Genomic DNA, 20665 nt, shown 5'->3' with positions numbered 1-20665 from the left:
TTCAGCGTTCCTGTGGCCACGCACTGACCGTGCGATCCCGCCCTGGCATCACCACCTGGGGCAATTTTTCCTTGTCCATGAGGGCGTCACCTGCCACCAGCCCGTTCAGATGCAGCAGGTGCGCGGTGATGCCGTACACCTCGTCATCGGTCAGGCTCTTGGGCGCGTGCATCGGCATGCCCCGACGCACATAGTCGAACACCGTCGTGGCATAAGGCCACATCGCGCCCACCGACAACACCTGCAGCGGGTACTTGCGCACGCGCAGGGGGCGCAGCGGGTCGCTCCAGCCGATAAAACCATCTGTGCCCACCAGCCGGGCGGCGGGCCCTTCGATTCCCTTTGCGCCGTGGCAGGCGGCGCAGTGCATGGCATACAGCCGCGCGCCCTGCTCCACGCTGCCCCGGCCGGGTGGCAGATTGCGGCCGTTGGGGAAGACGGTGATGGCATAGCGATCGATGTCGGCAGGCGACAGCGGCTGGCCTAAGCCGATGACAAGTGGCGGCGCAGCTGGTGCAGGAGCCGCAGCGGACGGCGCCTGGACCTCGCTGGCTCTGCCTGCACTCAGCAGTCCCACCACCATCGCCACGGCCACGCCCCGCCGCAGGGTGGCGCGTCCTGCGGGCAGCAATTGGCTGCACAGGTCTTCACGCATAGACGTTCTCCACGCGGCCATCGGCCTGCACGCGCCAGGCCTGCACCGCGTTGTAGTGGTTGAACGAGTGCATGGCATAGCGCCGCTTCCATTCACTGCGCAGTGGCTGTGTACGACCATGCTCGTCCGTGGCGCGGCTCATCAGGTCGGCCTTGCGGCCGTTCCACTGCCAGGGCAGCGTGAAGCGCGTAAAGGCCCGGTCCAGTACCGGGCCGTGCAGCTGCGCCGCAGCCCAGGTGCGACCTCCGTCCAAGGACACATCCACACGCGCTATGCGCCCCCGGCCCGACCAGGCCAGACCAGCGATTTCGCAAAACCCATGGGGCTCAGGCAAACGCTGCTGGCCGGAGGGGTGCGTGATCACCGACTTCACTTCCATGTGGAACGCGAAGCGCTCGATCCGTCCATCGGCCAACACTTGCGTGTACAGACCCGACTCGTCCTTGGTGTAGGCGGGCGCGTCGGTCACTTCGAGCCGGTGCAGCCATTTCACGTTGACGTTGCCCTCCCAGCCCGGCATGAACAGGCGCATGGGGTAGCCCTGCGAAGGCCGCAGCCGCTCTCCGTTCTGGTACAGCGCCACCATGCCGTGCTCCAGCAAGGCCTTCAGCGGCAGGCTGCGGCTGTGCGATCCACCGTCGGCGCCTTCGGCCACCACCCATTGGGCACTGTCCTTCACCCCCGCTTCGTTCAGTAGATAGGCCAGCGGCACGCCCGTCCACTCCGAACACGACACCTCGCCCGCAATCTCGCCCAGCGTCTGGTCCAGAGCCGTGGGCGATAGCGCGTTGGCGGCTGAGTTGCCCGCGCATTCCAGAAAATGCACGCGGCTGACCATGGGGTAGCGCAGCAGGCGTTCCAAGTCAAAGCGCAGCGGTTTGTGCACCAGCCCATGCACCTTCAGTGTGTGGCGCTCCGGCGCAATGTCGGGCACGCCGTTGTGGTGCACGGCAAAGTGCAGGCCGCTGGGGGTGATGATGCTGCGCTGGTGCTGCAACGGCGTGCGCCACACCGGAAAGCCTGCCGCAGTGGACAAGGTCCGCTCCACCTGCGCCTCCTGTGCTGCGGGCAGGCCGTACGGCAGATCGGCCCCACCGGGGCGGGTCATCGCATCGGGCAAGCGGGCGGCCAGTGGCCGTGGCTGCGCTGCCTGCGCCGCCGCCATACCCACGCCCCCCGTCGCAAGCCCCCCCAAAAAAGTCCTCCGAGCCAGTCCGCTGTGGCCGTTGAATGAACGCATCCGTCATCTCCGCAAAAACAAGCACTCGGCACCCATTGGCCGCAGCTGCAGTGTTGTCATCCGCATGCCGCTGCGCATTAACGTTGGTTAACGCGCCCACAGTGGATCGGCACCAGCCACGGCGCCACGCCCTTTACACTGGCGCGCCGCTTGCAGCCCAACCGTTGCTGACGAGCAAAATGGCGTTCTGACTTTTCCCCCTTTCTTTTTGTTTCAAGGACTCCCCGTGCGCATTTCTTCCGCCCTTGTGCTCATTGGCCTTCTGGCTGCCCCCTTTGCCTCTGCCCAGGCCGCAGGCCCCGTCACCACGGCCAGTGGCCTGGTCTATGAATCGCTCAAGGACGGCACCGGCGATTCGCCCAAGGCCACCGACACCGTCAAGGTGCACTACAAAGGCATGTTTCTGGACGGCAAGGAGTTCGACAGCTCCTACAAGCGCGGCGAGCCGACGTCGTTCCCGCTCAACGGCGTGATCCCCTGCTGGACCGAAGGCGTGCAACGCATGAAGCCGGGTGGCAAGGCCAAGCTGACCTGCCCGCCCTCCATCGCTTACGGCGCCCGGGGAGCCGGTGGCGTGATCCCACCCAATGCCACGCTCAACTTCGAGATCGAACTCATCTCCATCGGCCGCTGACCCCATGCTGCTCAAGGTCGGTGATCTCGCGCGGCGCACCGGCCTGACGGTGCGCACGCTGCACCACTATGACGAGATCGGGCTGCTCAAGCCTTCAGGCCGGTCCGAGGCGGGCTACCGCCTCTACAGCCAGGCCGATGTGCAGCGACTGCACGGCATCCAGACCATGCGCCAGATGGGCCTGGCGCTCAGCGACATCGGGGCGCTGCTGGCGGGTGACGGCATGGCCCCCGAACGCATCATCGGGCAGCAGATCCGCTCGCTGGACCAGCAAATCGCGCAGGCCACCGAACTGCGCGGACGCCTGACCATGCTGAGGGACGGCCTGATGGCCGGTGCCGAGCCAGACATGGGCAACTGGCTGGAGGCCCTGGCGCTGATGACGACCTATGGCAAGTATTTCAGCTCGGCCGAACTCAAGCACATCTTTCAGAACTGGAACCTCATTGAGGCTGACTGGCTGATCGTCAAAGACCTGGTGCGCAGTGCCATGGACCGCCAACTGGCACCCGACACACCCGAGGTGCAGGCGCTGGCCTACCGCTGGATGGCGCTCATGCTGCACTGGATGAAGGGCGATCTGGACCTGCTGGAGCGCTGGGGCCATATGTTCCGCACCGAACCCAGCACCCAGGGGCGCAACCATGCACCGCCGGGTGAAATGATCGAGTACATCGAAACGGCCATCAAGCTGCGCATGGCGCTGCTGGAAAAGTACCTGACCCGCAACGATCTGCGCACACTGGGCCATGTGCCCCATACCGACTGGGCAGCGCTGGAGCAAGACGTTCAACAGCTTCTGGCCCGCGCCCTTCCTCCCCACCACCCCGATGCGGTGGCTGCCGCTTTGCGCTGGAACGATCTGTTCGACACACTCACGCGGCGCAGCCCCGAGTTGCGCCAAAAGCTGCTCATGGCCTCAGCCAATGAACCGCTGCTGCAGGCAGGCTCGCCCCTGAGTGCTCCCGTGCGCGCCTATCTGCAGGCAGCGCTGGCGCACGCCATGCCAGCACCTGCGGCCGCTGTGGTATCCCCACACCGCTGACAACAGCACCGCCCCAAAAAGTCAGAAAAGTGCTTGACCCTCACGCAACGTGAGGCTTCACAGTCGGTCCCTATGAATGGACCGACTCACACCCCAGAATCCGCCGCCCCGGGCCGAAAACTGCATGCCCTGGACAATCTGCGCGCCGCCATGATGTGGCTGGGCATCGTGCTGCATGTTTCGGTCATTTACATGAGCCGGCCGTCTCCCCTGCCCTGGCACGACGATTTGTCCACGTCGGTGGCCGACTTGCTGGTGGCGGTTATCCATGCGTTCCGCATGCCCCTGTTTTTTATCCTGGCCGGTTTTTTTGTGTCGGCACTGGTGCAGCACCGAGGGCTGGCGGGCATGGTGCGCAACCGGCTGCGCCGCCTGGGCCTGCCTTTTGTGGTGTTCTGGCCGCCCTTGTTGGCGGTCAGCGCCTTGCTGGGCCTGTTGTTCCTGCACCGCATGGCCCATGGCACCTGGGGCGTGGACCGCAGCCTGCTGCCCCACGGCCCCAACGTACCCAAAGGCCCGCCGACCATGCACCTGTGGTTTCTGTGGATGCTGCTGTGGCTGGCCGTGTTCACGCCTGTGGTGTGGGCTGCAGCACGTGCGCTGCCCGGCGGCGTGCAAAAAGCCCTGGGGCGCTTCGCCGCCTGGCTGGGCGGTTCGGCCCTGGGCGTTGTGGCGCTCACCCTTCCACTCGCCTGGATCGGCGCCCACTACGACCACGGAATTGTCACGCCCAGCGGTTCCTTTCTGCCTCCCTTGGCGGAATGGCTCCACAACGGGCTTTTCTACGGATTCGGGCTGTGCCTGTACACGCAGCGCAGGGACTTGATGGTGCGCTACGCAAGGCACTGGCCCGTGCTGGCGGGCCTGGGGCTCGTTTGCTTCCTGATCACTGCATTCTTGTCGGAAGTGCTGGCCCAGCCTGAGGCTTCGGCCTTTGCTCTGGTCCTGGTCACCGGTGCCTTCACCGAGATCCTGGCCGAGCCCGTCTCTGCCACCCGGCACCTGCAGTTCTGGATGGCACTGGCTTACAACGCCGCGTCCTGGTTGTGGAGCTTTGCGCTGATCGGACTCTTTCTGCGCCACGTCGGACAGCCCCGTGCCTGGCTGGCCTACCTGGCCGACAGCTCGTACTGGGTGTACCTCGTGCACCTGCCGCTGACGATTGGTTTTGGCGCGCTGCTGTATGGCGTGCCGATTCCCGTCCTGGCCAAGATGGCTCTCAACGTGCTGGCCACCACGGCCCTGTGCCTGGCCAGCTACCACCTGTGCGTGCGATTCACCGCCGTGAGCCAGTGGCTCAACGGGCGCCGGCACACCCGCAAATCTTTTGGAGACTCTGTTCATGCGACCTGAAATGCCCCATCACCCTTCGCCCCCCCACCCAAAGAGCGCCCCCCAGGACCCGCGCGCCGCGCTGTTCAAGGACCCCAACTTTCGCTGGATGACGAGCGGCTCCTTCCTGTCCATGCTGGGCGACCAGTTCACGCTGATTGCACTGCCCTGGCTGGTGCTGCAGATGACGGGCGACACCCTGGTGCTGGGCACCGTGCTGGCCCTCATCAGCGTGCCGCGCGCACTGTTCATCCTGATCGGCGGAGCACTGGTAGACCGCCACTCGCCCAAGCAGGTGCTGATGATCACCAAATACATCAACCTGGTGCTGCTGGCCGTGCTGGCGGGGCTGGTGCTTGCAGGCACCCTGACGCTGTGGATGGTGTATGCGCTGTCGCTGGGCATTGGCCTGGCCACGGCCTTCAGCATTCCTGCTGGCACGGCCATGATGCCGCACGTGGTGGCGCGCTCGCAGTTGCAGGCCGCCAATGGCATCAGCCTGGGCCTGCGCCAGCTGACCATGTTCCTTGGGCCCCTGCTGGCAGGGCTGCTCATTGCGCTGTTTGGTGCGGGCGACGCAGTCAAAGAAGTCGCCAGTGCACCGGCCCATGCCAACGCCACCGGCATCGGCCTGGCCTTCGCGCTGGATGCCCTGAGCTTTGCGGTGTCCGCCTGGACGCTGTCCAAGGTGCAGACCCATGCAGGCAACTCGGCCCCGGCTGCCGCACCCCAGGCGGTGCTGGCATCGGTGGCGCAGGGCCTCGTTCACTTCTGGCGCGATGGAGAACTGCGCACCTGCTTTCTCTACTGGAGCGCCATCGCCCTGTTCATCATGGGCCCCATCCACATCGCCATCCCCGTGCTGGCCAGCAGCACGCCAGCGCTGGGCGCGGCCGCGTTCGGCACCATGGTGGGCGCCCATGGCGCGGGCACGCTCCTGGGCATGGTGGCGTCGGGCATGTTGCCGAGGCTGCGTTTTGGCAGCCTGGGCATGACCATCCTGGCGTTCGACGCCATCATCGGTGTACTGTTCATGCCTCTGGGGCTGATCACGGCCGTGTGGCAGGGCGCAACGCTGATGCTGGTCATCGGCCTGCTCGGCGGCTTCATGCAGGTGAGCGTGTTCACCTGGATCCAGCAACGTGTGCCACCGGCCCTGATTGGCCGGGCGATGAGCCTGTTCATGTTCATCTTCATGGGCCTGGCCCCCATCTCCGCAGCCGTCACGGGCTGGGTGATGAAAAGCATCACGCTGACCCAGCTGTTTGCGGCCAGCGGAGGTACGCTGGTGGTGCTGGCCGCGCTGGCTTTTGTACTGACGCCCATGCGCCGCGTGACGGATGCAGCACCCGCCACACGCTGAGGCTCCCCACGCAAAAAAGGCTGGACCACCGTCCAGCCTTTTTTGCGCCTTAGGAGGAGATCCTCAGACTTCAGTCACGAACTGCTCGCGGGGGCGGCGCACCTTCTTCAGGTTCACCAGCCAGTCGCCTTCATCGGCGCGGTAACCCAGCGGCAGGATCGACACGCTGCGCAGGCCACGTGCCCGAAGGCCCAGGATCTCATCGAGCGCGTTGGGGTCAAAACCTTCCATGGGGGTGGAGTCCACCTCTTCAAACGCAGCGGCGATCAGTGCGGCACTCATGCCAATGTAGGCTTGGCGGGCTGCGTGCTGGAAGTTCACCTCGGCATCGCGCTGGGGGTAGCTGTTCAGCAGCATCTGGCGGTAGTTTTCCCAGCCTTCGTTCTTGAAGCCACGCTGGTCATTGGTCAGATCGAACATCATGTTGATGCGGTCGGCCGTGTAGTTGTCCCATGCAGCAAACACCAGCAGGTGCGAGCCGTCGGTGATCTGGGCCTGGTTCCAGGCGATGGGCTGGATCTTGGCGCGCACAGCGGGATCGGTCACCACGATGATTTCAAAGGGCTGCAGGCCACTAGAGGTGGGCGCCAGGCGCGCGGCTTCGAGAATGCGCTCCACCTTCTCCTGCGGAACCGCCTTGGTGGGGTTCATCTTCTTGGCGGCATAGCGCCATTGCAGTTTGTTCAGCAGGGGTTGGGCAAGGGAGGTGTCGTCGATGGGGTTCATGGCAAAAATTCCTGACAGTCAGTAGCGATCGGGTTGGATCTAAAAAATGCGGGATGGTGGAACTGTAGGGATCCGAATCTCCTTCGGTAAGCCCCGTGAGAGAAAAGGATTGTTCGCAATTGATCAACAATCGCCCCTTGAAAGAGGCGCTGAAGCCGTTCACCCCGGTCTCTGCGTGTACGAGCCCCCGGGGCCTGCAGGATCCGCAGGCTTGCGGGCGTACACTCGTGGCCATGCTTTCTGGCCCACAGCATTGCGCAGCGCGCGCACTTTCCTCGCGCCAAAACCCCTGGCCGCGCCCCTCCCATGAGTGAACCCGACCTGTCGTTTCTGGACCCTGCGGGGCGGCAGCCCGCTCCCACAGGTCACGCGCCCGGGACACCCACCCCGCGTGCCACGCCCCCCAGCACAGGAGCCGAGGGCCTGGTGGCTGAGCTGCGCGCCTACCAGGCAGAGTTGGAGAGCCAGAACAAGGTCCTGCGCTACAGCCAGACCGTGGCGGAAAGCGCCTACGAACGCTTCGAGACCCTGTTTGCCAGTGTGCCGCTGGCCCTCATGGTGGTGGACGAACACGACATGGTGGTGCAGGCCAACTCGATGGCGCACCGCTCGTTCCAGCCCACCGAACGCGACCGCCCGCTCACGGCACTGATGCCCTTTGTGCGCCCGCAGGACGCCCGGCGCGTGCGCGAGGCCTTCGCGCTGGCGCAGGACCTGGGCCGCAGCGAGGTCAAGGAGGTCGTTTTTTCCATCAATGCAGATACGCCCATCACGGGCGACCTGCACATCGCGCACATTGAGGCCCCGCAAAGCAGTGGTCCCCCCCTGTCGCAGTTTCTGTGTGCAGTGATCGACCAAGGCCCACTGCTGGCCGAGCGCCAGGCGCTGCAGCACAGCGCCATTACTCTGCAGCAGCGCAACGAACAGATCCGCGCCAGTGAGAAGCGGCTGGAGGCCATCATCAACTCCGCGCTGGACGCCATCATTTGCGTGGACCAGCACCAGCGCATCACCGTGTTCAACCCTACGGCGGCAGCGCTGTTCCAGTGCAGTGCCAGCGACGCGCTGGGCAGCACCCTTGACCGCTTTTTGCCCGATGCGGCGCAGGCGCTGGCGTTTGCCCAGCTCACCACCCAGGCCCTGCTGGGCGAGATGACGGCGTTGACCGCCAGCGGCAAGGAACTGGCCGTGGAAGTGAGCGTGTCGTTCGAGCGCCATGCCGAGGGCGAAACCACCACCGTGTTCGCCCGCGACCTGACCGGGCGCAAAAAGGCCGAGGCGCACCGCAGCGAGCTGGAAGCCCAGCTGCGCGAGTCGCACAAGATGCAGGCCGTGGGCACCATGGCGGGCGGCATTGCTCACGACTTCAACAACATCCTGGGCGCGATCCTGGGCAATGTCGAACTGGCCAAGGCCGACTGTGCAGCAGGTTCGCCCGTGCTGGAAAGCCTGATGGAGATCGACAAGGCCGGTCGGCGTGCGCGCGACCTGGTGCGCCAGATCCTCACCTTCAGCCGCAACGAGCCACCGCAGCGCTCCGCAGTGTCGTTGGCCGAAGTGGTGCACGACACCGAACGCCTGCTGCGCGTCACCCTGCCCCCCGCCATCGAGCTGCACATGCAGTTGCAAGCAGGCCTGCCCCCCGTGCTGGCCGATGCCACGCAGGTCGAGCAGGCCCTGCTCAACCTGTGCACCAATGCGGTCCATGCCATCCAGAGCCAAGGCACCGAGCGCGGCAGCATCCATGTGGAAGCCGCTGCCGTGCAGCCCGACCAGCGCCTGAGCGAACGGCTGGGCCTGGCCCCCGTGGACTATGTCGCACTGACCGTGCGCGACAGTGGCCCCGGCATGGACGCTGCCACGCTGGAACGCATCTTCGAGCCCTTCTTCACCACCAAGCCCGTGGGCCAGGGCACGGGCCTCGGCCTGGCGGTGGTGCACGGCGTGATGCGCACACATGAAGGCGGCGTGGACGTGCACAGTGCCCCCGGCCAGGGCAGCCGGTTCACGTTGTACTTTCCGGTCGCCCACAGCGCGGCGCAAAGCACCCTGGATGCGCAGCCCACTCAAGCGGTGCAGGCCGCACCAGCATCCTCCGCACCCTCGACGCCTCCCGCCACCGATACCCCCGGCAGCGCACCGCGCAAGAAGCACCACGTGATGTACGTGGACGATGACCAGGCCCTGGTGTTTCTGGTTCAGCGCCTGCTGCGCCGCCGGGGCTATGAGGTCAGCGGCTACACCGACCCGCACGAGGCCACTGCCGCGCTTCGCGCTGCCCCGCAGGCCTTTGACCTGCTGGTCACCGACTACAACATGCCCGGCTTCTGTGGAGTGGACCTCGTGCGCGAAGCCCGCCTGATCCGCCCCGACCTGCCCGTGGCCCTGGCCTCGGGCTACGTCACGGCCGAAATCGAACAGGCTGCGCTGGCCGAAGGCGCACAGGCATTGATTCACAAGCCCAACGACGTGGAAGAGCTTTGCGCCACCGTGCAGCGCCTGGTGGGCGGGGACAGCCATGCCGCAGGCTGAAACCAGCGCGCTTGCTGCGGACACTGCTGGCCTACCCGCCCCGGTGGCACTGCATGAGGATGCCGATCTGCTCGTGCTCTGCAAGCCCTCAGGCCTGCTGTGCGTACCAGGGCGCGGCCCCGACAAGCAAGACTGCCTGAGTGCCCGCGCTCAGCAGCACTGGCCCGGCGCACTCATCGTGCACCGGCTGGACCAGGCCACCTCAGGCCTGGTGCTCATGGCCCGGCATGCCGATGCACAACGGCGCCTGAGCCTGGCGTTCGAACAGCGGCAGATTCACAAGCGCTACGTCGCAATCGTGCAAGGCCTGGTGGCAGAACCGCCCGGCTCCTGGGCAGACATCCATCTGCCCATCGCTGCCGACTGGGAGCGACGCCCCCTGCGCGTGATTGATGCAGAGCACGGCAAGCCCAGCCACACCCGCTGGCGCCCCCTGGACCACAACACGGCGGCAGGAACCACGCGGGTCGAGCTCGAACCCGTCACTGGCCGCACGCACCAACTGCGCGTGCATCTGGCCGCCCTGGGCCACCCGATCCTGGGAGACGCGCTGTACGCCAATGCCGCCACCCAGGCCCAGGCGCCACGCCTGCTGCTGCATGCCGGGGAACTGGCCTTGGCCCACCCCACCACCGGGCAGGCCATGCGGTGGGAGCTTGCAGCTGATTTTTGAAGTTATTTGCCACCCAGCGCTTGAAGGGTGTCATTTATAGCTATATTTTTAATAGCAAGCCATGCTCAATGACTGGGCAGCAGGGCCGTCACCGAATGGCTCAATTGTTCCTGCCAGGGCAAAGCGTCCACCACCGTGGACAGCAGTTCCAGGTTCTTGTGCCACCCGGTGTCGTTGCCCGTGGAATACACCAGCATCACGTTGCTGCGGGGCTGGCCCAGCCGTGCCCAGGCAAAGGGCCGTTGCGCTGTCCAGAGACTGATGTGCCAGTCCCAGCCAATGGAAACCACGGGGCAGGACGCGCTCACCCATTCGGTATAGCCGCTGATGGTGGTTTCGCAGCCGCACACTGCGGTGCGTGGCACCACCAGGTCCAGGTCTACCGCCGACATCAGATGGTGGATGGGCAGGGACAGCAACTCGTCAATCGACAGGCGCAGCAGGCCATCCGGCGACACCTGCATGGCGTTCACGCCCGCTCCCCACAGGCCACCCAGGTTGCGGCCCATCCCAGCTTGGTGCGGTCTGGCTGTGCGCAAGGGCCTACAGCGCCCCCGGGCCGCTGCATCAGCCCAGCAACCCCAGCATGGCGGCACGCACGGTGGCAGCCGTCTTGTTGGTGGTTTGCAGTTTGGTCACGGCATTCTTGACGTGGAAGTTCACGGTGTTTTCCGACACATCCAGCAGCGAGGAGATGTCGGCAGAGGTCTTGCCGTCGGCGGTCCATTTGAGCACCTCGATTTCTCTGGCCGTCAGATGCGGCTGCATCTCTTCGGCCTGGCGTGTCGTAAAGATGCGCGACAGGATCAGGTGCGCAATGTGCGCCAGCCAGCGCATCTTCATCTCGCTGTGGGCAATCTCGTCGGGTGTCAGGGCATCGGACGAACGCGCCAGCGTCAGCATGCCGCGCACCCCGCCCCCATCAATGCACGATTGCGCCCATCCAAAGCGCAGGCCAAACGATCGCGCGTCCTCCCAGAAATCCTGGGCTGATGCAAACACGTCGTCCGACCAGACCAGCGGGGTCTGCTTGCGGCACCCATGCTGCACCGTGGGGTCCACCTGCACATAGCCCTGCTGCACATACCGCTCCTGCCAGGCCGGCGGGTAGTTGTTCAAGAAAATGGTCTTTGGGTTGGACAGGGGCATGGGTACCCGCAGGCCATAGGCGCAGTACTCAAACCCCAAGGCGTGCGCAGCAAGCTCGATTTTGCAAAAAACCTCTTGCTCAGACTGCGCGCGGTCCATCACCCCCAAAAGATCTTCTTGCCAGCTTGTCATAGGACTCCAACACCGAGCACCACCCCACAGAGACTGACCATCCGCATGCGAATTACGCACCATCAACCGCCGTTACGTTTTTCCACATTCTGGCGGCATTGAAGCCCTTTGGCGAGTTGATTTTGAGAGGGACGGGGTCAGGCAACACCTACCAGAGTTGGTAGTTACAAATATTTTCGGGTGATTTTCTAATGGGGAAAACTCATGAGGGAATCTCCGATGCGCATCACCTCTGGCTGCTCTGCGGAACTGCGTCCACCACTGATGACCCGCATGGCCCGGTACCGGCACCGCGTTTTTGTGGAAAAACTGGGCTGGCAGCTGCACTGCCGCGATGCCCTGGAGCTGGACCAGTTCGACCGGGACGACACCGTCTACGTCATCGCCCAGAACGAAGACGGCGAGGTCATCGGCACCGCCCGGCTTCTACCCACCACCCGCCCCTACCTGCTGGCCGAGGTGTTTCCGCAACTGCTCAACGGTGCCCAGGCCCCCGACGCGCCGGAGGTGTGGGAGCTGTCCCGCTTTGCATCCATGGATTTTTCAGGTCCCACGGGCTCTGCGCTCGACCAGTTCTCCTCGCCCATCACCACCGGCCTGCTGCAGGCGGCCAGCCGGTGCGCCATGGCACACGGGGCCCAGCGCATGGTCACTGTCTCGCCACTGGGGGTGGAGCGCCTGCTGCGCCGCACGGGTTTTGAATCGCATCGCCTGGGCCCGCCCACCGTGGTCCAGGGCCATCCGCTTTTTGCCTGCTCCATTCGGTGCAAGTGACAACACGAACCCGCCTGCTGACACGCTCGCCGCCCACAGCCCTTGCCTGACATGACCATGCCGCAGCCTTCCTCGCTCCAGCACCCGGCACAGGGCCCGACCCCTGCGGCTGCGGCTGCCTCTCCAGGCCTGACGCCCCACGGCCTGCGGGTGGTGATCCCGCATGCCGGACGGGTGACAGGTCCCCTGCGCGAGGACCTGCTGCAGCAGCGCCCCGTCACCCTCTGGCTCACCGGCCTGAGCGGCGCGGGCAAGTCCACCCTGGCCTATGCGCTGGAGGAAGAACTGCATGGGCTCGGGTTTGCGAGTTTTGTGCTGGACGGGGACAACCTGCGGCACCGGCTCAACCGCGACCTCGGTTTCAGCGCCGCCGAGCGCTCGGAAAACATTCGGCGCGTGGCCGAAGTCGCCGCCCTCATGAACGACGCCGGGCTGATGGTGTTCACCGCACTCATCTCCCCCCAGCGCAGCGACCGTGCCATGGCCCGTGCGCTCATCGGAGAACACCGCTTTCTGGAGGTGCATGTGAGCACCCCGCTCAACGTGTGCGAGGGCCGCGACCCCAAAGGCTTGTACACCCTGGCGCGAGCGGGGCACATCCCACAGTTCACAGGGGTTTCCGCCCCCTACGAGGCACCCGAATCGCCTGATTTCAGCATCGACACCGCCCACCTGAGCCTGCCCGATGCCTGCGCGCAGGTGCTCGCGCTCCTGCGCCAGCGCGGGTACATCCGCTAGGGCTGTCTTTTTTTGCACGTTTCTTTCCATGTCTACCGACCACGCCCCAGTCTCCGCCCCGGCGCCAGCCCCCACGGCCCATGGGGTGCACGCCTATGACCTCTTCAACGGTGATGCCGACGGGCTGTGTGCGCTGCACCAGCTGCGCCTGGTAGAGCCCCGCGACAGCTTTCTCATCAGCGGCGTAAAACGGGACATTGCCCTGTTCGACCAGCTGCCCTCGGGGCGGCCACTGCAGGTGACGGCGCTCGACATCTCGTGGGACCGCAACGCGCAGGGCGTGTGCCGGGTCCTCAATGGCGGCGGCAACGTGACTTATTTCGACCACCACAGCGCAAAAACCCTTTTTCGCCACCCGCAGCTCACCGCCCACATTGACACCGGCCTGGACGTCTGCACCAGCATCCTGGTAGACCGCCACCTGGGCGGCGTTTTGCGCCAGTGGGCCATCGTGGCGGCCTACGGTGACAACCTGGACGCCGTGGCCGACCGCATGGCGCGCGAGCATGGCTGCACGGCGGCCACACGCGGTGCGCTGGCGCAGCTGGGCTACCTGCTCAACTACAACGCCTATGGCGAAAGCCGCGAAGACCTGCACTTTTGCCCCGTGCAGCTGTACCGGTCACTCCATCGCTTTGAAAGCCCGCTCGACTTCATGGCCAAGGCCTACGAATTCCGCCGCCTGCAAGAAGGCCATGCCAGCGACCAGCAGGCCGTGCAGGACCTGGCCCCCTACACCGCCAACGACCGGGCCACCGTGTACGTGCTGCCCGACCGCGCATGGGCCCGGCGTCTGTGCGGCACCCTGGCCAACCAGCTGGTGGCGCGCAACAACGGGCGTTCGGTCGCCGTGCTCACGCCCCGTTCGGACGGCGACTTTCTGGTGAACCTGCGTATCGGCAGCGCCAGCGCCAGCCGTGCCGACATTTTCTGCAGCCGCTACCCGGCGGGTGGCGGTCGCCATGGCGCGGGCGGCATCGACCGGCTGCCCGACCAGGATATGGATCGCTTCATCAACGAGTTCTTCGCGCACTTGGAGGCAGACACACCATGAACCAGCCAACCCGCACCACACGCCCGCTTCCGCTGTTGATGATTCCGCTGCGGCGCTGCGGCAGCCATGCACTGCGCCTGCGCCTGAACGCCAGCCCACAGTTCCACTCCCCCTACCCCCTGCACATCGTGGACTTCATGCCCCTGGTGCCACTGTATGGCGACCTGCGCGACGACAGCGCGTACCGGCAGATGGTCAAGGACGTGGTGGGACTGCAGCAATCCAGCATGGTGAAGTGGCCGGGGGTGCATTTCGACGCCGAGGAGATCTTCAACGCGCTGGAGAACGAACCCCGCAGCGTGCACCGCATTGTGTGGGAGCTGCTGCTGCGCAGTGCGGAGCAGCACGGGGCCAGCGTGGCCATGGACAAGTCGCTCGACAGCGTCCACTACGCGCACGACCTGATGGCCCTGTTTCCGGATATGCGCTTTCTGAACGTGGTGCGCGACCCCCGGGCGCAGGTGGCTTCGATGAACCGGGCGATCATTCACGACTTCGACACCACACTCAACGCCCTGGCCTGGGTCAAGGCCCACGCCACCGGCCGCGCACTGGCATTGCGCTACCCGGACCGCGTGCTCACCATCCGCTACGAAGACTTCCTGGGCGACCAGGAACACACGCTGCGGCGCATCTGCCAGTTCATCGGCATCGAGTTTCTGCCACAGATGCTGGACATCGCAGCATCGCAAGAGGCGCAAGACCTGTCCCGCATGTCCGCCCTGTGGGAGTCCAACTGCTTTGCCCCCCTGCCAGCCAACAAGGACAAGTTCAAGACCCAGCTACAGCCCCACGAGATCGAGACCATCGAAAGCCTGGCGTGGGAAACCATGCACTACTACGGCTACGAATGCATGACCGAGGCCCAGGCCCTGCCCCCCACGCCCGTGGTGCTGGCGCAGTGCCACCAGCAGTCAGAAAAACGGCGCGTCGAGGCCTGGGAGCAGTTGCTGCGCAGTGCGCCGCGCGACTATGCGGCCCGCCGCGTGCGGGCCGACTACCTGGAGCGCGTGCGCCAGCGCCTGCAAAGCACCAGCTCCCTGGAAACCGGGGCAGCGGCCTTGTCCTGACCAGCGCGGCAAACCAACCTGGTCCACAGGCACCCGACCCCAGCCCCCTTCACACACCTTCGCCACTGCACCCTCAAGGAACCGCCATGCGCATCAAAGACCTGAAACTGGGCATTCGACTTGGAGTGGCATTCGGGCTGCTGCTACTGATCACCATGGTCATCGCTGTACTCGGCGTCATGAGCGTGACCGCCCTGCAGCACAGCAACGAGCACATTGCCACCTCGGAACTCAAGCGCCAGGGCATCGTGCACCAGTGGCAGACCGACATCCAGATGAACTGGTTGCGCACCGAGGCCTTCCTCAAAGCCAACGACGCCCAGTACGCCGGCAAGCTCAAGAAAGACATGTCTGCCGTGGTCGAGGTGCAAAGCAAGCGCATGCAGGAGGTGCGCAGCTACCTGTTGTCCGGCAAGGAAATGCAGCTTTACGACCAGGCCATCGCCGCGCGCGATGCCTACCGCGTCAAGCGCACCGAACTCGTCAAAGCCAAGGAGGCGGGACAGGACGTGGCCGCGCAGGCCGATACCGTGCTGGCGCCCGTCTTTCAGAGTTACGCGGCCGTGCTGCAAGAGCTGACCCACACGCTGGACGAAGGCGTGGCCAGCACCCTGAAGGACACCACGCGCAAGGCCGAGGCCAGCACCGCCTGGGTGAGCGGCAGCACCGTGCTGGCCATCCTGGTGGGGTTGTTCCTGGCGTGGTGGACCACCCGCTCCATCACCGCCCCTGTGCGGCAGGCCGTACAGGCCACCACGGCCATCGCGGCGGGTGACCTGGCCACTCCCATTCCCCAGGGGGCCAAGGACGAGCCGGGCCAGTTGCTCACCGAGCTGGCACACATGCGTGCCAAGCTGGCCGACATCGTGGCCAACGTGCGGCAAAGCGCCGAAAGCGTCTCCACCGCCAGTGCAGAAATCTCGCAGGGCAACCACGACCTCTCGGCCCGCACCGAACGCCAGGCCAGCGCGCTGCAGCAAACCGCTGCTTCCATGGAGGAGCTGGGCTCGACCGTGAAGCAGAACTCCGACAGCGCCCAGCAAGCCAACAAGCTCGCCCGCAATGCCAACGACGTGGCCGTGCAGGGTGGCGAAGTGGTGGCCCAGGTGGTGGAGACCATGAAGGGCATCAACGACAGCTCCAAGAAAATTGCCGACATCATCAGCGTGATCGATGGCATCGCCTTTCAGACCAACATCCTGGCACTGAACGCCGCCGTGGAAGCCGCGCGTGCGGGCGAGCAGGGCCGGGGCTTTGCCGTGGTGGCCACCGAAGTGCGGGGGCTGGCGGGCCGGTCGGCCGAAGCTGCCAAGGAGATCAAGGAACTCATCTCGGCCAGCGTCAGCCGTGTGGACCAGGGCACGGCCCTGGTCGACAAGGCCGGGCAGACGATGACGGATGTCGTCCAGTCGATCCGGCGTGTGACGGACATCATGAGCGAGATCAGTGCCGCCAGCGCCGAGCAGAGCGACGGCGTGGGCCAGGTGGGTGAAGCCGTGATGCAGATGGACCAGGCCACGCAACAGAACGCAGCCCTGGTCGAAGAAATGGCCGCCGCCGCCAGCAGCATGAAGAGCCAGGCCCTGGATCTCGTCCAGCTGGTCTCGGTGTTCCAGTTGGATGCAGCAGGCAGCAGCACCCCGCTGCCTGCCGCCAGCCGGGCGCCCACACCATCGGCCCACACGGCCCACCCAGCCCTGGCACCGGTTGCGCGTGTCGGCGCGCCCCGCGCCATCGCTGCAGCCTGAGGCGCCGCAAGCCAAGGCGATGGTTTAGGGCCTTTTGAGGCCCTGGCGCTTGATGGTTCTCATTGTTAGCTATAACTAATATAGCAAACAAGACCGCATCCAGGCGCGACCAACGAACCTACCCTTGCACCGGCCTCGACATCGCCCACTGCACCGCCAAAATGCTGGCCAGCACCACCAGCATGCCCCCCAGCGCCACCCCCGTCATGGCCTGCCCCAGCAACACCCAGCCCAGCAGCACGGCCGTGACCGGACTCAGCAGCCCTAGCGACGACACCGCCACCGACGGCAACCGCGCAATGCCACGAAACCACAGCGCGTAGGCCAACAGGGCACCAGCCAGACTCAGATAGACATAACCGCCTACCTGCGCAGCCGAGAGCGCGGGCAGCGGCGGGTCGACCACCCAGGCCACGGGCGCCAGCATGATGCCGCCCGCCAGCAGCTGCCAGCCCGTAAATGCCAGCACCGGCAGGTCCGACCGCCAGCGCCGCGACCAGAATGTGCCCGCTGCCATGCACACCGTGCCCACCAGCGCTGCAGTAACGCCCACCATGTCCCACCGCGCCCCCGGCGACAGCAGCAGCGCCGCCATGCCCAGCACGCCCAGGGCACCCGCCGCCAACGCCAGGCCGGGCGGGCGCCGATGGTCCAGCGCCCAGACCAGCCCCATCACCACCAGCGGGCCTATGGCGCCCACCACAGCCGCCACGCCCCCCGGCAACCGGTAGGCCGCCACAAACAGCAGCGCCTGGAAGACCCCGATGTTCAGCGCCGACAGCACCAGCAGGCGCCGCCACCCCACCCAATCGCCCCACGCCGGCCAACGGCGGCACCACAACACCAGCAGCAGGCCGGCAGGCAGCGTGCGCAGCAGCGCCGCAGTGAACGGCCGGTCGGGCGGCAACAGCTCGGTGGTGACGATGTAGGTGGAGCCCCAAATGACCGGGCCCACGGCCGTGGTGAGCGCATCCAGCCAGGGAGAGGTACGATGGTTTTGCATGGCAATTTATCTTTAATTCAAGATAAATAATCCTACCACGCCCGTACCCTACAATCTTGAATTCAAGATAATTTCATCACCAACACCATGGCCACTCAACGCCAACCCGACGCCGTGGACGCCATCCTGGCCCAGTGGCACCGTGAGCGCCCCGACCTGGACGTGAGCCCCATGGGCCCCATCGGCCGCATCAAACGCTGCGCCGCGCTGTTGCAGCGCAGGCTCGACGAGACCTTTGCCGAATTCGGCCTGAGCTATTGGGAGTTCGACGTGCTGGCCACGCTGCGCCGCAGCGGCGCTCCACACTGCCTGGCACCGACCACGCTGTTTTCCACGCTCATGGTCACCTCGGGCACCATGACGCACCGCATGGGCAAGCTCGAAGCCCAGGGCTGGATCACCCGCCGGCCCAACCCCGACGACGCGCGCAGCTCGCTGGTACAGCTCACGCCCGAGGGGTTGGCACTGATCGACCGCGCAGTGGAAGCCCATGTGGCCAACGAGCACCGCATCCTGGCGCCACTGAAGGCCGCTGACCTTGCGGCACTTGACGCCCGGCTGGCACTGCTGCTGGCGGCGCTGGAGTCGCCCACAGGGCAGTAATTACCCCCGGCCATGGGTACTGCGCAGTAACATGGCGGGATGCCCCAAAACCACCTCACCATCCTCACCGGCGCATCGCGCGGCATGGGCCTGGCCATGGCCCAGCAGCTTTTGAAGAGCGGCAACACCCTGGTCTGCATCGCGCGCAGCACCAACGCCGACCTGGCCATTGAAGCGAAAGCGGCAGGCGTCACCATCGAACAGTGGCAGCAAGACCTGTCGCAGGGCGAACAGGCCGCCCACAAGCTGCAGGCCTGGCTGCAGGCGCAAGGCCCGCAGGCATTTGCCAGCGCCACGCTGATCAACAACGCGGGCATGATTCCGCAGATTGCACCGCTGTCACACAGCAATGTGGACGACCTGGCCACCGCCCTGCGTGTGGGGCTGGAAGCGCCCATGCAACTGACCGCCGCCTTCCTGGGTGCAACGGACAGCTGGACGGTGCCCCGCAAGGTACTCAACATCTCCTCGGGCCTGGGCCGCCGGGCCATGGCCTCACAGGCCGCCTACTGCGGGGCCAAGGCCGGCATGGACCACTTCACGCGCTGCGTGGCGCTGGACGAGGCCCTCAAGCCCCATGGTGCCAAGGTATGCTCGCTGGCGCCTGGAGTGATCGACACCGACATGCAGGTCCAGCTGCGCGGCGCCGACCCGGCCGCCTTCCCGGACCGCCAGAATTTCGCCAACCTCAAGACGGGTGGCCAACTCACATCGCCCACCGACGCCGCTATCCGCGTGCTCGCCTGGCTGGAGCGCGCAGACTTTGGCACCAACCCGGTGGCCGATGTCAGAGATGCCTAAAGCCCCGAAACTCCTGTTTTTATAGCTGCTCGCGCTTTCTGGATAAGCGCTAGCGGCCAATTTAGCCTCAAATTCATCTGAAAGGACCTCCCCATGACCCGTGAAGTCGTCGTCGTCAGCGCAGTGCGCACCGCCATTGGCACCTTTGGTGGCAGCCTGAAGGACGTGCCTCCTACCGAACTGGGCGCACTCGTGGTGCGCGAATCGCTTGCACGTGCCAACGTGGAAGGCAAGGACGTGGGCCACGTGGTGTTTGGCCATGTGGTCAACACCGAACCCAAGGACATGTACCTGTCGCGCGTGGCGGCCATCAACGGTGGCTGCGGCGAAGGCACGCCTGCTTTCAACGTGAACCGCCTGTGTGGCTCGGGCCTGCAGGCCATCGTCAACGCCAGCCAGTCCATCCTGCTGGGCGACACCGACGTGGCGATTGGCGCCGGCGCTGAAAACATGAGCCGCGTGCCCTTTGCCAGCCTGAACATGCGCTGGGGTGCCCGCATGGGCGACACCAAGATGGTGGACATGATGATCGGCGCTCTGCACGACCCCTTCCACAACATCCACATGGGTGTGACGGCCGAGAACATTGCCGCCAAATGGGGCATCACGCGTGAAGACCAGGACAAGCTGGCGGTGGAAAGCCACAACCGCGCCGAACGCGCCACGCAAAATGGGGTGTTCAAAGACCAGATCGTCCCCGTCACGCTCAAGAGCAAAAAGGGCGACGTGTTGTACGCCACCGACGAGCACTTCCGCCCAGGCGCCACGATGGACGACCTGGCCAAGCTCAAGCCCGTGTTCATCAAGGAAAACGGCACGGTGACGGCCGGCAACGCCTCGGGCATCAACGACGCTGCCGCCGCCGTGGTGCTGATGGAAGCCGGTGCCGCCAAGGCCCGCGGCGCCAAGCCCCTGGCACGCCTGGTGGCCTACGCCCACGCAGGTGTAGACCCCAAGTACATGGGCATCGGCCCCGTGCCTGCCACGCAGCTGGCGCTGAAAAAGGCGGGCCTCACCGTCAACGACCTGGACGTGATCGAAGCCAACGAAGCCTTTGCCGCCCAGGCCTGCGCAGTGACCAAGGACCTGGGCCTGGACCCTGCCAAGGTCAACCCCAATGGCTCGGGTATTTCGCTGGGCCACCCTATTGGCGCCACCGGCGCGCTCATCACCGTGAAAGCCATCCACGAGCTGCAACGCATCCAGGGCCGCTATGCGCTGGTGACCATGTGTATCGGCGGCGGCCAGGGCATTGCAGCGATTTTTGAACGCATCTGACCTCCCTGCGGGTGGGAACACTGCCATCGCCACCCGCGATGCTGCCACCCGCCATTGGCAAGGCGGGCGCCTCCGGTCATCAGCGATCATTGGCGCCCGCTGACCCAGATCAGCC

Annotated in this window: 20 protein-coding genes; 14 read left to right on the top strand and 6 right to left on the bottom strand. The window is 65.5% G+C overall.

The features are described from left to right. Position 1 precedes the first annotated feature (1 nt). Together ACSQ22_RS09405 and soxC are read right to left on the bottom strand one after the other, a co-directional pair. Positions 2-655, bottom strand: a complete 654-nt coding sequence (locus ACSQ22_RS09405) for a c-type cytochrome (RefSeq protein ID WP_431152854.1) — start codon at positions 653-655, stop codon at positions 2-4. Then, positions 648-1895 carry a sulfite dehydrogenase gene (gene soxC / locus ACSQ22_RS09400; RefSeq protein ID WP_436130140.1) on the bottom strand — a complete coding sequence of 416 codons (1248 nt, stop codon included), beginning with the start codon at positions 1893-1895 and terminating at the stop codon, positions 648-650. Before soxC ends, ACSQ22_RS09405 begins: the two co-directional genes overlap by 8 nt. A 232-nt stretch (positions 1896-2127) precedes the next feature. Here soxC and ACSQ22_RS09395 point away from each other — a divergent pair, with 232 nt between their 5' ends. The 4 genes from ACSQ22_RS09395 (at position 2128) to ACSQ22_RS09380 (ending at position 6269) form a co-directional block, all read left to right on the top strand. Then, positions 2128-2529: an FKBP-type peptidyl-prolyl cis-trans isomerase gene (locus tag ACSQ22_RS09395; protein ID WP_369801340.1), complete on the top strand. Its 402-nt coding sequence runs from the start codon at positions 2128-2130 to the stop codon at positions 2527-2529. Between the two features lie 4 nt (positions 2530-2533). Continuing rightward, entirely contained in the window at positions 2534-3574 is a 1041-nt protein-coding gene (locus tag ACSQ22_RS09390) for a MerR family transcriptional regulator (protein ID WP_121419944.1), read from the top strand. Positions 3575-3646: 72 nt separating this feature from the next. Continuing rightward, a complete protein-coding gene (locus ACSQ22_RS09385) occupies positions 3647-4927 on the top strand; it encodes an acyltransferase family protein (RefSeq protein ID WP_436130139.1) in 1281 nt (426 codons plus the stop codon). Then, the gene (locus ACSQ22_RS09380) at positions 4917-6269 is read left to right on the top strand and encodes an MFS transporter (protein WP_436130138.1); all 1353 of its coding nucleotides are present in this window, start codon (positions 4917-4919) and stop codon (positions 6267-6269) included. Before ACSQ22_RS09385 ends, ACSQ22_RS09380 begins: the two co-directional genes overlap by 11 nt. A 63-nt stretch (positions 6270-6332) precedes the next feature. Here ACSQ22_RS09380 and ACSQ22_RS09375 read toward each other — a convergent pair whose 3' ends face one another. Beyond that, complete coding sequence (locus ACSQ22_RS09375; protein WP_055397419.1) at positions 6333-6995, bottom strand: NAD(P)H-dependent oxidoreductase; 663 nt, start codon at positions 6993-6995, stop codon at positions 6333-6335. A gap of 306 nt (positions 6996-7301) precedes the next feature. Here ACSQ22_RS09375 and ACSQ22_RS09370 point away from each other — a divergent pair, with 306 nt between their 5' ends. Then, on the top strand, positions 7302-9527 hold the full coding sequence (locus ACSQ22_RS09370; protein WP_121506583.1) for a PAS domain-containing hybrid sensor histidine kinase/response regulator: 2226 nt from the start codon (positions 7302-7304) through the stop codon (positions 9525-9527). Next, positions 9514-10200 (top strand): RluA family pseudouridine synthase, encoded by a 687-nt coding sequence (locus ACSQ22_RS09365; RefSeq protein ID WP_199731197.1) that lies wholly within the window; start codon positions 9514-9516, stop codon positions 10198-10200. Before ACSQ22_RS09370 ends, ACSQ22_RS09365 begins: the two co-directional genes overlap by 14 nt. 65 nt (positions 10201-10265) lie before the next feature. On the opposite strand, the gene ACSQ22_RS09360 is transcribed toward ACSQ22_RS09365, so the two are convergent. Both ACSQ22_RS09360 and ACSQ22_RS09355 read right to left on the bottom strand, forming a co-directional pair. Then, positions 10266-10709 carry a DUF4902 domain-containing protein gene (locus tag ACSQ22_RS09360; protein WP_055397425.1) on the bottom strand — a complete coding sequence of 148 codons (444 nt, stop codon included), beginning with the start codon at positions 10707-10709 and terminating at the stop codon, positions 10266-10268. 58 nt (positions 10710-10767) lie between these two features. Next, a complete protein-coding gene (locus ACSQ22_RS09355; protein WP_055397427.1) occupies positions 10768-11481 on the bottom strand; it encodes an autoinducer binding domain-containing protein in 714 nt (237 codons plus the stop codon). 219 nt (positions 11482-11700) lie between these two features. Between ACSQ22_RS09355 and ACSQ22_RS09350 the strand changes: the two genes are divergently transcribed. The 5 genes from ACSQ22_RS09350 (at position 11701) to ACSQ22_RS09330 (ending at position 16865) form a co-directional block, all read left to right on the top strand. Then, on the top strand, positions 11701-12255 hold the full coding sequence (locus ACSQ22_RS09350) for an acyl-homoserine-lactone synthase (protein WP_228895053.1): 555 nt from the start codon (positions 11701-11703) through the stop codon (positions 12253-12255). 57 nt (positions 12256-12312) lie between these two features. Next, positions 12313-12993, top strand: a complete 681-nt coding sequence (cysC, locus tag ACSQ22_RS09345; RefSeq protein ID WP_055397584.1) for an adenylyl-sulfate kinase — start codon at positions 12313-12315, stop codon at positions 12991-12993. A gap of 28 nt (positions 12994-13021) precedes the next feature. Next, positions 13022-14047 (top strand): hypothetical protein, encoded by a 1026-nt coding sequence (locus ACSQ22_RS09340; protein ID WP_228895052.1) that lies wholly within the window; start codon positions 13022-13024, stop codon positions 14045-14047. Further along, on the top strand, positions 14044-15117 hold the full coding sequence (locus tag ACSQ22_RS09335) for a sulfotransferase family protein (protein ID WP_228895050.1): 1074 nt from the start codon (positions 14044-14046) through the stop codon (positions 15115-15117). The genes ACSQ22_RS09340 and ACSQ22_RS09335 overlap by 4 nt, the downstream gene beginning before the upstream one ends. 86 nt (positions 15118-15203) lie before the next feature. Next, on the top strand, positions 15204-16865 hold the full coding sequence (locus ACSQ22_RS09330; RefSeq protein WP_121419936.1) for a methyl-accepting chemotaxis protein: 1662 nt from the start codon (positions 15204-15206) through the stop codon (positions 16863-16865). A 118-nt stretch (positions 16866-16983) separates the two neighbouring features. On the opposite strand, the gene ACSQ22_RS09325 is transcribed toward ACSQ22_RS09330, so the two are convergent. Continuing rightward, on the bottom strand, positions 16984-17868 hold the full coding sequence (locus tag ACSQ22_RS09325) for an EamA family transporter (protein ID WP_436130137.1): 885 nt from the start codon (positions 17866-17868) through the stop codon (positions 16984-16986). An 87-nt stretch (positions 17869-17955) separates the two neighbouring features. Here ACSQ22_RS09325 and ACSQ22_RS09320 point away from each other — a divergent pair, with 87 nt between their 5' ends. From ACSQ22_RS09320 to bktB, 3 genes are all read left to right on the top strand, one after another. Continuing rightward, positions 17956-18471 (top strand): MarR family winged helix-turn-helix transcriptional regulator, encoded by a 516-nt coding sequence (locus ACSQ22_RS09320; protein ID WP_121419934.1) that lies wholly within the window; start codon positions 17956-17958, stop codon positions 18469-18471. 39 nt (positions 18472-18510) lie between these two features. Beyond that, positions 18511-19272 (top strand): SDR family NAD(P)-dependent oxidoreductase, encoded by a 762-nt coding sequence (locus ACSQ22_RS09315; protein ID WP_228895045.1) that lies wholly within the window; start codon positions 18511-18513, stop codon positions 19270-19272. 93 nt (positions 19273-19365) lie between these two features. Then, positions 19366-20550, top strand: a complete 1185-nt coding sequence (gene bktB, locus ACSQ22_RS09310) for a beta-ketothiolase BktB (RefSeq protein ID WP_055397440.1) — start codon at positions 19366-19368, stop codon at positions 20548-20550. Positions 20551-20665 lie beyond the last annotated feature (115 nt).

It is taken from the genome of Acidovorax sp. LjRoot38 (assembly GCF_964252975.1).
In the GTDB taxonomy this organism is placed as follows: domain Bacteria; phylum Pseudomonadota; class Gammaproteobacteria; order Burkholderiales; family Burkholderiaceae_C; genus Acidovorax; species Acidovorax facilis.
This window is presented reverse-complemented; position numbering and strand designations above follow the sequence as displayed.

Bases quoted from the DNA above. Each gene is read 5' to 3' on its own strand.
- ACSQ22_RS09405 (WP_431152854.1), bottom strand. From the start codon at position 655: ATGCGTGAAGACCTGTGCAGCCAATTGCTGCCCGCAGGACGCGCCACC.
- soxC (WP_436130140.1), bottom strand. From the start codon at position 1,895: ATGCGTTCATTCAACGGCCACAGCGGACTGGCTCGGAGGACTTTTTTG.
- ACSQ22_RS09390 (WP_121419944.1), top strand. From the start codon at position 2,534: ATGCTGCTCAAGGTCGGTGATCTCGCGCGGCGCACCGGCCTGACGGTG.
- ACSQ22_RS09385 (WP_436130139.1), top strand. From the start codon at position 3,647: ATGAATGGACCGACTCACACCCCAGAATCCGCCGCCCCGGGCCGAAAA.
- ACSQ22_RS09380 (WP_436130138.1), top strand. From the start codon at position 4,917: ATGCGACCTGAAATGCCCCATCACCCTTCGCCCCCCCACCCAAAGAGC.
- ACSQ22_RS09375 (WP_055397419.1), bottom strand. From the start codon at position 6,995: ATGAACCCCATCGACGACACCTCCCTTGCCCAACCCCTGCTGAACAAA.
- ACSQ22_RS09370 (WP_121506583.1), top strand. From the start codon at position 7,302: ATGAGTGAACCCGACCTGTCGTTTCTGGACCCTGCGGGGCGGCAGCCC.
- ACSQ22_RS09365 (WP_199731197.1), top strand. From the start codon at position 9,514: ATGCCGCAGGCTGAAACCAGCGCGCTTGCTGCGGACACTGCTGGCCTA.
- ACSQ22_RS09360 (WP_055397425.1), bottom strand. From the start codon at position 10,709: ATGGGCCGCAACCTGGGTGGCCTGTGGGGAGCGGGCGTGAACGCCATG.
- ACSQ22_RS09355 (WP_055397427.1), bottom strand. From the start codon at position 11,481: ATGACAAGCTGGCAAGAAGATCTTTTGGGGGTGATGGACCGCGCGCAG.
- ACSQ22_RS09350 (WP_228895053.1), top strand. From the start codon at position 11,701: ATGCGCATCACCTCTGGCTGCTCTGCGGAACTGCGTCCACCACTGATG.
- cysC (WP_055397584.1), top strand. From the start codon at position 12,313: ATGCCGCAGCCTTCCTCGCTCCAGCACCCGGCACAGGGCCCGACCCCT.
- ACSQ22_RS09340 (WP_228895052.1), top strand. From the start codon at position 13,022: ATGTCTACCGACCACGCCCCAGTCTCCGCCCCGGCGCCAGCCCCCACG.
- ACSQ22_RS09335 (WP_228895050.1), top strand. From the start codon at position 14,044: ATGAACCAGCCAACCCGCACCACACGCCCGCTTCCGCTGTTGATGATT.
- ACSQ22_RS09330 (WP_121419936.1), top strand. From the start codon at position 15,204: ATGCGCATCAAAGACCTGAAACTGGGCATTCGACTTGGAGTGGCATTC.
- ACSQ22_RS09325 (WP_436130137.1), bottom strand. From the start codon at position 17,868: ATGCAAAACCATCGTACCTCTCCCTGGCTGGATGCGCTCACCACGGCC.
- ACSQ22_RS09320 (WP_121419934.1), top strand. From the start codon at position 17,956: ATGGCCACTCAACGCCAACCCGACGCCGTGGACGCCATCCTGGCCCAG.
- ACSQ22_RS09315 (WP_228895045.1), top strand. From the start codon at position 18,511: ATGCCCCAAAACCACCTCACCATCCTCACCGGCGCATCGCGCGGCATG.
- bktB (WP_055397440.1), top strand. From the start codon at position 19,366: ATGACCCGTGAAGTCGTCGTCGTCAGCGCAGTGCGCACCGCCATTGGC.